Raw genomic sequence first — 14,872 nt, 5'->3', positions numbered from 1 at the left:
TACACATGAAGTCGAAAAATCTTATTTTAATTGTTGTTATAGGCGCCATATTGTTGTTAGGGGGTTGCGGTTGCGGTGGATATAATAAAATGGTTGGATTGGATCAAAACGTAAAAGGCAAGTGGGGGAATGTTCAGAGTGAATACCAGCGCCGTTCTGATCTTATACCCAACTTAGTGAACACCGTAAAAGGTGCGGCCAACTTTGAGCAGGAAACGCTTACACAGGTAATAGAGGCCAGGGCTAATGCCACCAAGGTAAATATTAATGCAGATGACCTTACGCCCGAAAAGCTGGCCCAGTTTCAGCAGGCGCAGGGTGAAGTAAGTGGTGCACTAAGCCGTTTGCTTGTAACGGTAGAGCGATATCCCGAGTTAAAGGCTAACCAGAACTTTCTTAACCTGCAGTCGCAATTAGAAGGAACAGAGAACAGGATCAAGGTATCCCGTAATGATTTCAATACGGCGGTGCAGGATTATAATACAGTGGTAAAGACGTTCCCCAATGCTTTATATGCAGGTATGTTCGGGTTCAAAGAAAAAGGATTTTTTGCAGCAGAGCCGGGTGCTGATACCGCACCGGAAGTGAATTTTTAAATTTTATCTGCATTCATGAGGCTTTTTCCATCCAGAATAAAACATTTTTTTTCGCCGGAAGAGAACCAGCGTATCGTATCTGCTATCCGGGAGGCCGAAAGGCTTACGAGTGGAGAGGTACGGGTATATGTGGAAAGCCATTGCCGCTTTATGGATCCTGTTGACAGGGCTATAGAACTGTTTTATGGACTGAAGATGGAGAAAACGGAGCAACGCAACGGGGTAATCGTATATATAGCCATCAGGGATCATCAGTTGGCGGTATACGGCGATGAAGGCATCCACCAAAGGGTAGGTGAAGCTTTCTGGAAAGCAGAGGTCCGGCAGATGCTCAATGCGTTCAGTGCCGCCAACCATGCGGATGGTATTATACAGATGGTAAGGCATATAGGAGAGGCCTTATGTGAGCATTTTCCTTATGATACTGAAACCGACAGGAATGAATTGCCGGATGAGATTGTGTTTGGAAAATGAGCGGAGCAATTTGAGATTTGAAATTTGACATTGGCTCGGTCTGTGCTTTGAAGTTCATTATACTTCCTTTTGGATTTATTTATTGATTTCGAATTTTAAATTTCGGGTTTATTTAGCATTTTTTTATGGTTGGGATATTTTCTCCGGATAAGGAATTTTATAATTAATGAAGAAGTATTTTTTCGTCATACTGTTCTTTCTCTCTCTTGGTGTTGCTGCACAGGTAGATAAGATCATTCCTGCGGCACCCAACCCGCCACGATTAGTAAACGACTACACGGGTACCCTTACTTCATTACAACAGGAAAACCTGGAGCATAAGCTCAAAAATTATGATGATACAACCTCCAACCAGGTTGTAGTTGTTATAGTAAAAACATTAAATGATTACGATCCGTATGAATATGCTACTGCATTGGGCCGCAAATGGGGTGTAGGTAATAAGGAATTTAATAACGGCGTAGTTTTTTTAATTGCGAAAGACGATCGCAAGGTTTTTATAGCTCCCGGCTACGGGTTGGAAGGCGCCTTGCCGGATATAACCTGTAAGCAGATCGTAGAAAATGAGATCCTTCCAAACTTCAGGGGTGATGATTACTTCAGGGGTATTGATGAAGGCACTACCGCTATAATGCAGGCCGCGGCTGGTGAATACCAGCCACCCGAAGGATATGCAAACAGGGGAAGGAAAAAAGGCGTTCCTTTACCCCTTATCATATTCATCATATTTATTATTGTAATCATTATTTCCCGTATCGGCGGAGGTGGTGGCGGTGGTTCTTTCATGAGCCGGCGTGGTTACCGTGAAACCGGTATCCCGCCTGTATTCTGGCTCCCCGGTGGTGGTGGCAGCGGCAGCAGGGGAGGCGGTGGATGGGGCGGTGGCAGTTCCGGTGGTGGGTTTGGTGGCTTTGGCGGTGGTAGCTTTGGTGGCGGCGGAGCAGGCGGAAGCTGGTAAGGCAACGGCTTCCCGAATTTAATGCAAATACGCTTTTCAGCTAATAACCTGGGTTTTGGATGTTTTACCATGTGCTTCGTTTGTTATCTTCAACACATAGGCACAATAGGGTCATAGGAAAAGAGAAGGTATAGCTATGTGTACCTATGTTTCTTAGCTCTTCAATAAATACACTATCAGTTCCCTGAGCTGTGAAGCAGACTGAAAGCCGGTAATTCGTTTAAGTTCTGTTCCGTTTCTGTAAACAGCAATTACGGGTATGCTTTCAATATTCAGCTTGCGGGCTAATGGTTTGGCTTTATCCAGGTTAATGCGGGAAAAAGTTATTTTGCCTTTGTATTCCCTTTTAAGCTTTCGTAATGATGGCTCCATCTGCCGGCAGGGAATACACCAGGGTGCATAAAAATCAACCAGCAATACCTTGTTCCCGGCAAGCAATTGATCAAAGTCAGAAACAGTAAACGCGTTATCGGGGGGTTTTACATTTTCGTTAACCGCTACAGGCAGCCTATTGTTTTCCCACGCCATTATGCCACCCTGCAAATCATATATATTAGTAAACCCCAATTCATTCAATATTTTAGCGGCTTCCGCACTTCTGCCACCACCCTTACAGTAAACGAATACAGGCTGCGCTTTGTTTAGCTTTTCAAGCCTGGCTTTAAAATCTGCATCATAAATGTTGATATTCTTTGCTGCAGCTATATGCCCGGATTGAAACTCTTCGGGCGTGCGAACGTCAATAACCTGTTTGTGAGCTGCTGAGTCTAAGCCCTGCGCAAACGCTTTTGCAGGCAATAGCTTTACACCGGATTCCCCCTGCGCAAAAATGGTCAAAGAAGAAAATAAAGCAAAAACAGTTTGCAAAAGAAATGATTTACGCATGGTTGCTGTATTGATTGATGATTTGCTGAAGCTGGTGTGCCTGTACAACGCCCGACTGCCGCCATAATATTTTCCCCTGTTTGAATAAAATAAGTGTAGGCACGCCCTGAACTCCGTAAGCAGAAGCGGCTTGAGGATTTTTATCTACATCTATCTTTATAATTGAAGCTGCATCGCCAATGTTTTGCTTTAATGATTCAAGGATAGGAGCCATCATTTTACAGGGTCCGCACCATGTGGCGTAAAAATCAACCAATACGGGTTTGCTACCATTAATAAGCTCAGAAAATGTTGCCATTGCCGGTGTGTTGTTTGTAATTGTAACAGGCAAAGATAATAAATGATTAAGCCTGACATGTGTTACAAAAGTTACATTAAAGGTGGAGATGATCCCATCATTCCTTTGCATTTTATTTTCCTGCTTAAAGCAGTTCTTTCAGCACAGCCCATACGTTTTCGGCTACAATCTTTTGTCCTTCGGCAGTAGGGTGTATGCCATCTGCCTGGTTTAACTCCGGCTCTCCTCCTACGCCTTCCAGCAGGAAAGGCAAAAAAGCAATATTATTTTTTTTTGCCAGTGTAATAAAAAGAGCATGAAATTTTTCACTGTATTGTTTTCCCATATTGGGCGGTACGCGCATACCGGCGAGCATGCATTTTGCATTGGGATATTTTTCTTTTACCTTATTCAATATCTGCTGCAGGTTTTTTTCCGTTTCTTCGAGTGGTATGCCACGCAACCCATCGTTGCCGCCTAATTCAAGCACAAAAACGTGTACCGGCTGTTTTAATATCCAGTCAATCCTGCTGTTGCCACCGGCTGTGGTTTCGCCACTTAGTCCTGCATTTATAACTTTATAAGAGAGCTTTAATGAATCAATCTTAGCCTGTATCAGCGCGGGGTAAGCTTCGGAGAGATCAAGACCATATCCTGCCGTGAGGCTATTTCCAAAAAAAATAATATTCTTTACTGATGATGACGGTAGCGGTGTTTCTTTTTGAGTGCTGTCCTTCGCTACACCCGCCGGTGTTGAATTTGGGTTGTTACAGGCTGCAGATAATAGCAGCAGCAGTATTCCATAAGTGCCTAATTTCGTCATAACATCACTAATTTATTCTATAAAGCTGTTAAGTATATTTTAAAAATACAGTAATTTAAACAGGGTTTATCTAAAAGAGCGCTAATTTGGCTGTTACTTTTTTTCAATATAAGGTTTGAAAATGGATATGATACTGAATGTGCACAACGTAAGCAAAACCTATCAAAGCGGCAATAAAAAGCTTACGGTGCTTCATGATATTAGTTTTACTATAGAAGCAGGCGCTATTGTAGCTATTGTAGGCCCTTCGGGTAGCGGGAAGACTACTTTGCTGGGTTTGTGCGCCGGGCTCGACAGGGCAAGCGCAGGTACCATTGAGTTTAATAAAATGCGGATGGATGACAGGAGTGAAGACGAAAGAGCATTTATCCGTAACCGTTATATAGGATTCATTTTCCAGAATTTTCAATTGATACCTACCCTTACCGCTCTTGAAAACGTAATGGTTCCCTTAGAATTACAGGGTGAAAAGCATATCCGCCCCCGTGCTGTTGCGTTGCTTGGGAAAGTAGGATTAGCCGATCGTTTGCATCATTATCCCGCGCAATTATCCGGCGGAGAGCAGCAACGGGTGTCTATAGCGCGTGCTTTTTCTACCCGTCCTAAAATATTGTTTGCCGATGAACCTACCGGTAACTTAGATGATGAAACCAGCGCGAAAATTGTATCATTGCTTTTTGAGCTGAACAGGGAGGCGGGTACCACCTTAATCATTGTTACCCATAATTCCGAACTGGCGGAAAGCACGCAACGTATTATCCGTTTAAAAGGGGGGCATATTATTGCAGACGAACCTACCAGTAATACACCACTGGCAGTTTAAAAATTGTACATGAGCACAGATCAGCTTTTACCCGATAAGAAACCGGACATTCGCTGGCTTTTATTAATGGCCTGGCGCGACAGCCGCCGGAACCGTTCCAGGCTGGTGTTATTCATGTCTTCTATTGTGCTGGGTATTGCGGCTTTGGTAGCTATTTTTTCACTGAGCGATCATGTGCGCAATGATATCAATAACCAGGCTAAAACGCTGCTTGGCTCCGACCTGGTAATTGAAAGCAATAAAGCAGCAGACAGTTCTGTTCAAATGATGCTGGATACCCTGGGTAATCAGCGTTCACAGGAATGCCGTTTTGCCTCCATGATTTATTTTACAAAGAATAACGGAACCAGGCTGGTGCAGGTATTGGCGCTTGACGGCGATTACCCCTACTATGGTCGTTTGGAAACGGTGCCCGTGGAAGCGGGTACTGATTTCCGTAAGGGACAGCAGGCACTGGTAGATCAAACACTCATGCTGCAGTTTGATGCAAAAATAGGAGACTCCATACGTGTAGGTGAGCTCACTTTTATTATTGCAGGCACACTTACGCGGGCGCCCGGCCGCTCCGGGCTTTCCACTACTATTGCTCCGCCGGTATATATCCCTTTCAGGTACCTGCAGCAAACCGGGCTTTTACAAAAAGGCAGCCGGTTTAATTATAGCTATTATTTCAGGTATGATGATCAGACAGCAATGGATAAGCAGCTTGCTGCTATCAGCCCTGTATTAGAAAGCAAAGGGCTTGATTATGAAACGGCCGAGTCACGCAAAAGAGACACCGGCAGACAGTTTGAAGATGTTTCCCGGTTCCTTACGCTCATCGGCTTTATCGCCTTATTGTTAGGTTGTATTGGTATAGCCAGTTCCATTAATATTTATATCCGCGAAAAAATACCCGCTATCGCCATATTGCGCTGCATGGGGGCCAGCACAAAACAAACCTTTCTGATTTATCTGATACAAATAACCATACTTGGATTTATCGGGGCAGTAACCGGCGCCTTGCTGGGAACAGTAGCGCAACAGGTTTTACCTTTTGTATTGAAAGATATTTTACCTGTGCAGATCAGTACCTCCGTTTCATGGCCATCTGTTGCCAAGGGAATAGGGCTGGGCGTTATCCTCTCTTTCTTATTTGGATTGTTGCCCCTGCTTTCCATACGCAGTATTTCTCCGTTATATACTTTGCGGGTATCTGTTGAACCCGCGCCGGCATGGCGTAATCCGTGGCAGGTGCTCCTGTTTGCCGCCATACTTTTTTTCATTACGCTCTTTACCCGGCTGCAGGTGCAAAGCTGGACGCAGGCATTTATCTTTACGGCAGGTGTGCTTGCTGCTTTTTTGTTATTAACAGCCGTGGCAGTGTTGCTGCGGGGAATGGTACGCCGTTTTTTTCCTTCTTCCCTCAGTTATTTATGGCGGCAGGGCTTTGCCAATTTGTACCGTCCCAATAATCAAACGATTTTATTGGTGGTTACCATAGGTTTAGGCACGTTGTTTATTGGCATATTGTATTTTATGCAGGATATGCTGATGAGCCGTGTATCCATGTCTGCCGGCAATAACCAGCCCAATATGGTATTGTTTGATATTCAAACCACCCAGAAAGCCGCGGTGACAAAGCTGGTAGAACAATATCATTTACCGCTGTACCAGGATGTGCCTATCGTTACGATGCGCATAGAAGAGATCAACGGGAAGAATGCGGCAGCAGCAAAAAAAGATTCCGTTTCAGGCATCCCTGCCAGGGCGTTTGAAGGAGAATTACGTGTTACCTACCGCGATTCGCTAACGAATACGGAAAAGATAACTGCCGGAAAATTAGAAACAAAGCCATATACGCCCGGCGATAACATTTACATATCATTGGAAGAGCGGTACGCCAATCATCTTAAGGTATCTATAGGAGATAGTATTCTGTTTAATGTACAGGGCGCCCTTTTACCAACTATAGTAGGAAGCTTCAGGGATGTAGACTGGAGAAGGGTGCAAACCAATTTTCGCGTTATTTTTCCTGCAGGCGTACTGGAAGACGCACCACAGTTTTATGTGCTGGTTACCCGCGTGTCATCTAACGAAGCTTCTGCGTCTTTCCAGCAGGCGGTGGTACGCCAGTTTCCCAATGTATCCGTTATTGACCTGGGACTCATATTAAAAGTATTAGATGAAGTGCTGGATAAAATTGGTTTTGTGATCCGGTTCATGGCTGGTTTTAGCATCATTACAGGGTTGATCGTGCTCATTGCCTCCGTTTATGTAAGTAAATTCCAGCGCATACAGGAAACGGTATTGTTGCGTACGCTCGGCGCCAGCCGGAAGCAATTGTATATGATCACCGCTTTGGAATATTTTTTTCTGGGTACGCTTGCGGCAGGTACCGGCATATTGCTTTCACTGGGGTGCAGCTACATTTTGGCAAAATACAGCTTCGATGCTTCCTTCAGTCCGTCATTAATGCCCATACTTGTATTATTCTTTTCCATATCGCTGCTTACTGTTGCCATAGGATTGTTTAACAGCAGGGGAATCGTAAATACGCCACCGTTAGAGGTGCTGCGAAAAGAAGTTTAGCTGCCGCCAAAATGGTTGAGCTCTTCTGTGAAATTCAGATAAGGATATTGTTCCTGTAACGCCTGTACTTTAGTAAAGTAACTGCTTAAAAATTGCCGGTGCGCTTCAGATGAGGGGTTGAAAGGACGGTGTTTCACGGCAATGTTGATCTTTTCCATTGCTTTCATTACTGCATAGCAGGATGGGTCAATGCATGCGGCTGTAAACTTTTCCCATACATAAGCGGTAGCCAGGTAATTGGGATGAATCATATCTTCAGCGTAAAAACGGTAGTCCCGCAGGTCATCTATCACCAGTTCGTAAGCAGGAAAATAAAAATGATTTTCAAACTTCTCCACAACATGATGAACCGCCTGTATCAGGGTAGCTTTGCTTTTATTATTCTCCACCAGCCCGTCTCTTGCATGACGCACCGGGCTTATGGTATATATAATTTTAATATTGGGGTTGAATAACATCAGCCTGTACCGGAGATTATCTAAAACGGTAAATACTTCTTCAGTAGTCAACAGCTTTTTCCTGAACCTGTCTGCAGGTACTTTATGGCAATTGGCTACAATGTCGGTGTCCCTGTTCTTTACCGTGTATAATGGAGATGGCTTTTCTATCCATTCATATACGAATGCGGAGCCTAAAGTTAGTATCAGCCAGTTGGCCTGTTTCAAATAAGCGTGTGCCACCTGCTGTGAATCATTCATTTGCTGCAAGGCAGTTTGCTTATCGGGATGCGAGAAGCGGCTGTGATGATCCCAACTGTTCCAAAGCTCATTGTAGTAAAACAGGTCTTCTTCGCTGTACCGCTTTTGTTCTATATAAGACACCACAGATGCTGCTATGCTTACCGGATTAAAAAGAATGCCATTTGGATTTTCAAGCGTGGTAAACTTATTATCGGCAAGCTGCCTGGTAATATGTTCCGTAAAGCAGGAACCCGATAAGAACAGCTTCTGGCGATAATTGATCTTTTGAGGGAAGCGCGGTATGTTTAATGCTAACCTGAAGTTTGTCATACTACATAAAAATAGTTTGGGCCATCATAATACTTTGCTGCAGGGCTTCTGCATTGAGCTGGTTGCAGCATCCCTGCTTCGAGAAATAGCTGATCATTTGTTCCGTATCCATATTGCCCACCAGCTCGTCATCAGCCATCGGGCAACCGCCAATACCCAGCAATGCACCGTCGAAGCGGCGGCAGCCTGCTTTAAATGCCGCGTCAATCTTGTGTGCGTGGTGCACAGGTGTGGAATGCAGGTGCACGCCAATTTCTATGCCGGGCAGGGCGCTGATCAAATGAGCGGTAACGCGATTTACCTGTTCGGGAGTGGCCAAACCTACCGTATCGGCCAGGGAAATAACGGTAACGCCCAGTTGTTGTATGGTATGGGCCCATTTGTATACGATCTCTTCGTTGTATGGATCGCCATAGGGGTTTCCAAATCCCATGGAAAGATATATTACCAATTGTTTTTTATGCGCAATGCAAAGTTGCTGTATGGCTTCCACCCGTGTTAGTGATTCAGCTATAGTGCTGTTGGTATTGCGGAGCTGAAAAGTTTCTGAAACAGAGAAGGGAAATCCTAAGCAGCTAATGGCATCGTATTGCAGGGCTTCCTTTGCCCCGCGTTCATTGGCTACTATAGCCAATAGTTTTGTGCTGGTGCCGGAAATATCCAGTTGTGATACCACCGCTGCCGTATCTGCCATTTGCGGGATGGCTTTAGGTGAAACAAAGCTGCCGAAATCTATGGTATCGAATCCTACTTTCAGCAAAGCATTGATATAATCAATTTTTTTTGGCGTTGGAATAAAATGGCTCCAGCCCTGCATAGCATCGCGCGGGCATTCAATTAATTTTACTGTGTAGGATGCGGCGGTCATATGTAAAGTGCAATTTAGCAAAGAAAACGGATAAGCGCTTTTGGGTGTATTTACCTTCGGTGAGAAAAGTTCAAGTTGTTGCCGGGGCTGTACGCTGTGGAGTTGTTTAAAAAGTAATATTTTGTCACAAAGTACTAAAACACAAAGAAAATAAAACCTGCAGATCAGGACTTTGCGCCTTAGCGGCATATCTTCTATACCGGCCCTTTTGAGACAACTTCACCACAACAATGCGAGAATAAACGCACCCACATTTTCCACGGCGTATTACATATATTACGGCCGGCTTCTGTGCATTTTTATTTTCTATTTAGATTGCCGTGCGCAGAATATAAAAGTATTTTGATATTTTTGCCTCCTTCCCGACTCCGTAGCTCAGTTGGTAGAGCAGCTGACTCTTAATCAGCGGGTCCAGAGTTCGAGTCTCTGCGGGGTCACGCAGTGAAACCAATCCCGGCAAGCATTGCCGGGATTGGTTTTGCATTGCAAAAAGCAGAGACGAGAAGTTTATCCCGCCGCCGACATTCCACTCGTTAAATGAGATAATTTTCCTGTGTGAAACCGGAGGGATGCCTGTGCTGGGTCACACAGGTTTTTAAAATGCTTACTCGAAGCTGATTTCAAAGGGTGGATAAAATTAGTGGACGTTTTTATGGACTATTTTCGCTACTTCTTTGATCTTTTCCTCGATATCATTGAGCGTTGCCTGGTGCTTCATTTTAGGACCGTCAACATTTTAGAAATAACTAGTGCGCTGAATGCCCACACTTCTTGCATTTATTCCCTACTGTGCTGATCTGTTGCTCATGAATAAGCCTTTTGAACAAATTTATGATTTATCTACTAAATGTATTTATTATAAAGAATGCTCCGGAAAAATCGTTTATTTCTTTTACTAACCCCCCTCATGCGGGGAAGATACCGCTTACGGCAGACCGCCCCGGTTGGAGCGCCTGCCTGACGCTTTGGGCCGATTCCGCCAGATGGCGATGGTTTGAAATGCGCTCGTCCTCTTCTGTATTTAGAATACTATTATATAAAAAATGTAATATTGCACAACATTTTCAAACATGAACTTTTCAATTGATCACAAAAACCATATACCATTACATATACAGGCAGAAGAGCTTTTGAGAAAGATCATACGCAGCCCCCAATATGCAAAAGGGAAGCTACTACCTAATGAAGTTGCGTTGGCCAAACAGTTAGCTATATCCAGAACCACTTTACGAATAGCCATAAATAAGCTCGTATACGAGGGACTGCTTGTAAGGAAAAAAGGGGTAGGCACCAAGGTTAGCGACAGTATAGTAAGTTCAAAATCGGTTAATTGGCTAAGTTTTTCCCAGGAAATGGCAGCCCGGAAGATACCGATTAAAAATTTTGAGCTTAAGCTGAGTTGGATTAGGCCGGAAGAAGCGGTAGCTAATTTCTTCGAGATCAGGTCCAACAAAAAGGTTTTGAAAATGGAGCGGTTAAGAGGGCGCCCAGAAGGCCCTTTTGTGTATTTCGTTTCGTATTTTCATCCGCGTGTAGGACTCACCGGCAAGGAAGATTTTCAAAGACCGCTTTATGAGATACTGGAAAAAGATCACCTGGTGGTAGCCAGCCTTTCGAAGGAAGAGATCACTGCAAAAGCAGCAGATAAATTCATTGCAGTTAAATTGAATCTTGCGCCGGGTGCTCCCGTTCTATGCAGAAAACGGTTTGTTTTTGACCAGGGCGAACGCCCTATAGAATATAATCTGGGCTTCTACAGGGCCGATAGCTTCGTGTACACAATCGAGAGCAGGAGATAGCAATAAATTGCTGCACACCGAAAACGGGTTTACTGCTAACGCATTTTGTAATATAATTTCACCGGTCAGCCACTACCTTCGAACGTTAATCAACCTCATTTTCCGGGACCACTCCGGGGGGTATTGGATTAAAAATCCAGCTTCCGTGTCGTGCCTTTGTTATCTGAAACAGTTACCGAAGCAATATTCTTATCAATACTCAAAAATCTTGCTGATTGCGACAGAAAGGAAAAGCCATAATAACATTCCTGCCTTTGTTTTTTACCATCCCTGTAAATGATTTCAGCGTTTATTTCATTCGGTTGCAAAGGAATATGAATAATATCTTTTTTAAGCGCATATACTTTAAGCGGGGCGCGGTTTTGTGCCGCAACCAGCAGGTATTTACCATTTGCGCCTCTCAGTTTTATTAGCGCCTTACCATTACCCGGAATAAAAATGCCGCTTTCAAGGATGGATTGGGCGATGAAGTTTCCTTTGCCGTCTCCTTTCAGCAGCAGGCCATTTAATGCGTCGTAACGGCCTGTTGTTACTTCCGATCCATAATCATTCGTGTTCATTGCGATATCCAGGTTGCCATCTCCGTCAAAATCGTCTGTTATCATACCGTTCAGGGCAGACAACTGGGCCACAAAAGGCAGGGACACTAAAGTGAATTTACCATCACCATCATTTCTACAATAGCTGGAACTGAAGTTATTGGCTCTTAGTATTAATGCATCTTCTAACTGTTCTTTTGTAAGCAACTGGTCCATAGTAGCCACGGCATACGATTTAAAACTCTGAAACTTTGTCTTTACTGCTGTCATTTGCTTTACAGCATCATCTCTTAAATGCGCCGGAAATTCTTTTTTCACGAGAGAATCCTGGCTGGCCGGGAGATACAGCGACATGAAGGCATCGTAGCTGTTGTTGTTGTCAAAATCTTTGGCATACACAGATACCGGGTATGGTGCGCTTGCTTTATAAAAAGAATTCTCACCCAGGTTGCCTGCTATATAATCTATATCCCCATCATTGTCAAAGTCGCCCGCCGCGATACTGTTCCACCATCCAATTTCGTTGGCCAAACCTGTTTTAGCTGTTACATTTTTAAAACTGCCCTTGTCATTTTTAAAAAAAGTAAGTGGCATCCATTCTCCGGCCAGTATCAGGTCTGGCCAGCCATCATTATCAAAATCAGTAAACAGGGCATCGCATACCAGCCCGATGTTATTTAATTCACCCGCAATATCAGCGGTTACATCGGAAAATTGGATATGCCCGTTTTTTGAATCGTTCCTGTAGATATAGCTGGATACCGCTTTGGGATAATTCCAGGGTTCTACCCGGCCGGCAATAAAAAGATCAAGGTCTCCATCCTTATCATAATCTGCAACTCTTACACAGGATTTACTGGCAAAATTCTGAGGCAGTGCCAATGAGTCGGATGTAAAATTTCCTTTCCCGTCATTGATGAAAAACTGGTCCTGGTAAGCCGCCGTATTGGGCCTGCTTTCATATCCGCCCCGCGCCAGGTAAAGATCCAGGTCACCATCGCCGTCTGCATCAAACAGGATGGTTCCCATATCCTGGTAGTGAAAATCCCTTATTTCGGTTGGTTGTGTTATTGTTTTTTGTAAAAATGAGCCGTTATGCTGTTGCAATAACAGCGTTGTTGCAAATAAAGAATTTCCTCCTGCAACAATATCATCCAATCCATCGCCATTCACATCTCCGGCTGCCAGGGATGGCCCGTATTCCGAAAATTTATGAGGTAATAACTTTTGAATATTAAAATCAATATAATCCATTTGTGAATGTTTATAGTGAATGCCTGATGCCGTTGTAACATCTGTAAATAAAGTATGCGTTGCTATAACCGGAAGCTGCCAGTCATGATTATCTTTTGCATTCTTCTTATCCAATTTTATGGTTTGGTTGGCGGCTACATTTTTTACCAGTTCTTTGCTTCCATCGGGCCATTTAACAATAAGGGAGTCTACCAGGGTTACTGAGTCGAGTCCGAAATGAGGATTTAACTGGATAGAGGAAAGGTAGCCCCGGTAAGGCGTTTGTTCGTAGGCCTGCTGGTTATTTCCATAATAAATTTCGATCCATGCACCTATTCCATTTACATTTAAACCGTCACCCGTTAGTTGCACAGATAAATAGTGCTTGTTATTTTCCTTTGAATCCATTAACGTATTCTCGTAAACAGAAGCCTCATCGTTGATATTATTGATAACCATATCAAGATCGCCATCGTTGTCCAGGTCTGCATATACTGCGCCGTTTGAAAAAGAAGCCTTGTTTTTTAACCCCCAATCGGCCGACACATCACTAAAGCTGCAATTGCCTTTATTCCGAAAAGCATAATTGTGTATTTTAACTTCCGGGATCTGCGCCAGGATGCTGGATTTGGAGGCAATGGGCGTAGGCTCCTGCCGGTAAACAATAAAGTCATGATCTGTGATATCTTTGGGAAAGCCATTGGTAACTACCAGGTCCCGAAGTCCGTCATTGTCAAAATCGGCAACCAGCGGAGCCCAGCTCCAGTCTGTTTCTGAGATGCCTGAAAAGAAACCGATATCACTAAAAACCGGGTCGCCTATTGAATCATTTGCATTTACGCGTGGACCCTGGTTAACCTGTAGTGTATTTCTTACATACTGGTATTGGTATTTGAAAAAGTCATTGAGTTGAAATATTTGATAGCTCCCTGAATTCAGCATCATTTTTTTACGGTAGTTGTCTTCCGGGCTCATGTCTAATTCTATTATATCCGATAGTCCGTCGTTATTGATGTCAATAATGTCCTGCCCCATTCCATTTGCAGACGTATGTTTAAGATAAGTTGCGGCCTTATCTGTAAAGGTTCCGTCATGATTATTGATATACAACAGGTCGTTTGCAATAAAATCATTGGTCACAAAAATATCTTTCCATCCATCTTTATTGATGTCTGCGATCGTTACGCCGTGTGCATATCCTTCCAGTGTAAGTCCTGCCGCTCTGGTAACATCGGTAAATACCGGATGGCCTGCCAGGGTATCCATGGTATTCCTGTAAAGGCGTCCTGTACTGGGAAAAGATCCGTCTGTTATTTTGTGTTTAAAAACGGATGGATTTATGTTTGGGAGAATAACATTCACTGCCAGGTACATATCCAGGTCGCCGTCGTTATCATAATCAAAAAAACTTGCCATGGTGGAGTGCGTAGTGTCGTCTAACCCATAAGCGGCAGCCTGTTCTTTAAAAAAGGGTAATCCTTTTTTGTCGGGCCCCTGGTTAATGTAAAGCAGGTTTTTTCTCTTTTCGGGGTCCTTATCCATTGACGCACAAACATACATATCCATCAATCCGTCATTATTAATATCTACAACAGCTATTCCCCTGCTCCATCTGCCATCGCCATCCACGCCTGCACTGGTTGTAATGTCTTCAAATTTTAGTTTTCCCTTGTTCAGGTATAGTTTATTCGGCACCATGCTTCCTGTGAAATAAATATCTGTCAACCCGTCGTTGTTAAAATCGCCCGCACCAACTCCGCCACCGTTATAAAGATTGGTCACATCAATGGGGTTAATGGAATCACTCTCCATTATCTTATTATTAAAATCAACGCCTGAATGCCCGGGGGAGACCAATTGAAACAGCTCAGCATTTTGCCGGCACGAAGAAAAGGAAAGAAAAACAAGCAAGCAGTAAAGAATGGGTTTCATACATGGATGATTTGGCAATGAAAGTTGTGGAATGCGTTAGCATTGATGTATGCTATGGGTATTAATTTTTTTTGTTCAAAATAT

The 14,872-nt window shown here is 43.7% G+C and carries 12 protein-coding genes and 1 tRNA gene; 7 read left to right on the top strand and 6 right to left on the bottom strand.

Features of this window, described 5'->3' with window-relative positions; translation table 11 throughout:
• The 3 genes from PLE34_RS15955 to PLE34_RS15945 form a co-directional block, all read left to right on the top strand.
• On the top strand, positions 1-596 hold a 596-nt coding region (locus PLE34_RS15955), incomplete at its 5' end, for a LemA family protein (RefSeq protein ID WP_324558553.1).
• 15 nt (positions 597-611) lie between these two features.
• Positions 612-1,070 carry a TPM domain-containing protein gene (locus PLE34_RS15950; protein ID WP_324558551.1) on the top strand — a complete coding sequence of 153 codons (459 nt, stop codon included), beginning with the start codon at positions 612-614 and terminating at the stop codon, positions 1,068-1,070.
• Between the two features lie 166 nt (positions 1,071-1,236).
• On the top strand, positions 1,237-2,028 hold the full coding sequence (locus tag PLE34_RS15945) for a TPM domain-containing protein (protein ID WP_324558549.1): 792 nt from the start codon (positions 1,237-1,239) through the stop codon (positions 2,026-2,028).
• A gap of 153 nt (positions 2,029-2,181) precedes the next feature.
• Here the strand turns inward: PLE34_RS15945 and PLE34_RS15940 are convergent, their stop codons facing one another.
• The 3 genes from PLE34_RS15940 to PLE34_RS15930 form a co-directional block, all read right to left on the bottom strand.
• Positions 2,182-2,913, bottom strand: a complete 732-nt coding sequence (locus tag PLE34_RS15940) for a thioredoxin domain-containing protein (RefSeq protein WP_324558547.1) — start codon at positions 2,911-2,913, stop codon at positions 2,182-2,184.
• Complete coding sequence (gene trxA / locus PLE34_RS15935) at positions 2,906-3,211, bottom strand: thioredoxin (RefSeq protein ID WP_324558546.1); 306 nt, start codon at positions 3,209-3,211, stop codon at positions 2,906-2,908. The genes PLE34_RS15940 and trxA overlap by 8 nt, the downstream gene beginning before the upstream one ends.
• 124 nt (positions 3,212-3,335) lie before the next feature.
• Positions 3,336-4,013, bottom strand: a complete 678-nt coding sequence (locus tag PLE34_RS15930) for an arylesterase (RefSeq protein ID WP_324558544.1) — start codon at positions 4,011-4,013, stop codon at positions 3,336-3,338.
• Positions 4,014-4,134: 121 nt separating this feature from the next.
• Between PLE34_RS15930 and PLE34_RS15925 the strand changes: the two genes are divergently transcribed.
• On the top strand, positions 4,135-4,836 hold the full coding sequence (locus PLE34_RS15925) for an ABC transporter ATP-binding protein (RefSeq protein WP_324558542.1): 702 nt from the start codon (positions 4,135-4,137) through the stop codon (positions 4,834-4,836).
• Positions 4,837-4,845: 9 nt separating this feature from the next.
• Positions 4,846-7,407, top strand: coding sequence for an ABC transporter permease (locus tag PLE34_RS15920; RefSeq protein WP_324558540.1), 2,562 nt, complete (start codon positions 4,846-4,848; stop codon positions 7,405-7,407).
• Here the strand turns inward: PLE34_RS15920 and PLE34_RS15915 are convergent.
• Complete coding sequence (locus PLE34_RS15915; RefSeq protein WP_324558539.1) at positions 7,404-8,417, bottom strand: GSCFA domain-containing protein; 1,014 nt, start codon at positions 8,415-8,417, stop codon at positions 7,404-7,406. The two genes, PLE34_RS15920 and PLE34_RS15915, sit on opposite strands and share 4 nt — an antisense overlap.
• Position 8,418: 1 nt before the next feature.
• Positions 8,419-9,285 (bottom strand): hydroxymethylglutaryl-CoA lyase, encoded by an 867-nt coding sequence (locus PLE34_RS15910; protein ID WP_324558537.1) that lies wholly within the window; start codon positions 9,283-9,285, stop codon positions 8,419-8,421.
• A gap of 364 nt (positions 9,286-9,649) precedes the next feature.
• Between PLE34_RS15910 and PLE34_RS15905 the strand changes: the two genes are divergently transcribed.
• Both PLE34_RS15905 and PLE34_RS15900 read left to right on the top strand, forming a co-directional pair.
• A tRNA-Lys gene (locus tag PLE34_RS15905) sits at positions 9,650-9,722 on the top strand.
• Between the two features lie 633 nt (positions 9,723-10,355).
• A complete protein-coding gene (locus PLE34_RS15900; RefSeq protein WP_324558535.1) occupies positions 10,356-11,084 on the top strand; it encodes a GntR family transcriptional regulator in 729 nt (242 codons plus the stop codon).
• 128 nt (positions 11,085-11,212) lie between these two features.
• Here the strand turns inward: PLE34_RS15900 and PLE34_RS15895 are convergent, their stop codons facing one another.
• Complete coding sequence (locus tag PLE34_RS15895) at positions 11,213-14,788, bottom strand: CRTAC1 family protein (protein ID WP_324558534.1); 3,576 nt, start codon at positions 14,786-14,788, stop codon at positions 11,213-11,215.
• Between the last annotated feature and the right edge of the window lie 84 nt (positions 14,789-14,872).

The organism is Agriterribacter sp. (assembly GCF_035445465.1).
Taxonomy (GTDB): domain Bacteria; phylum Bacteroidota; class Bacteroidia; order Chitinophagales; family Chitinophagaceae; genus Agriterribacter.
The sequence above is the reverse complement of the archived record's forward strand: the minus strand, read 5'-3'. Positions and strand labels throughout refer to the sequence as shown.

What these genes read in the sequence shown, in the direction of transcription:
- PLE34_RS15915 (WP_324558539.1), bottom strand. Translation starts at nt 8,417, where the DNA reads ATGACAAACTTCAGGTTAGCATTAAACATACCGCGCTTCCCTCAAAAG.
- PLE34_RS15895 (WP_324558534.1), bottom strand. Translation starts at nt 14,788, where the DNA reads ATGAAACCCATTCTTTACTGCTTGCTTGTTTTTCTTTCCTTTTCTTCG.
- PLE34_RS15925 (WP_324558542.1), top strand. Translation starts at nt 4,135, where the DNA reads ATGGATATGATACTGAATGTGCACAACGTAAGCAAAACCTATCAAAGC.
- PLE34_RS15950 (WP_324558551.1), top strand. Translation starts at nt 612, where the DNA reads ATGAGGCTTTTTCCATCCAGAATAAAACATTTTTTTTCGCCGGAAGAG.
- PLE34_RS15910 (WP_324558537.1), bottom strand. Translation starts at nt 9,285, where the DNA reads ATGACCGCCGCATCCTACACAGTAAAATTAATTGAATGCCCGCGCGAT.
- PLE34_RS15945 (WP_324558549.1), top strand. Translation starts at nt 1,237, where the DNA reads ATGAAGAAGTATTTTTTCGTCATACTGTTCTTTCTCTCTCTTGGTGTT.
- PLE34_RS15900 (WP_324558535.1), top strand. Translation starts at nt 10,356, where the DNA reads ATGAACTTTTCAATTGATCACAAAAACCATATACCATTACATATACAG.
- PLE34_RS15920 (WP_324558540.1), top strand. Translation starts at nt 4,846, where the DNA reads ATGAGCACAGATCAGCTTTTACCCGATAAGAAACCGGACATTCGCTGG.
- PLE34_RS15930 (WP_324558544.1), bottom strand. Translation starts at nt 4,013, where the DNA reads ATGACGAAATTAGGCACTTATGGAATACTGCTGCTGCTATTATCTGCA.
- trxA (WP_324558546.1), bottom strand. Translation starts at nt 3,211, where the DNA reads ATGGCAACATTTTCTGAGCTTATTAATGGTAGCAAACCCGTATTGGTT.
- PLE34_RS15940 (WP_324558547.1), bottom strand. Translation starts at nt 2,913, where the DNA reads ATGCGTAAATCATTTCTTTTGCAAACTGTTTTTGCTTTATTTTCTTCT.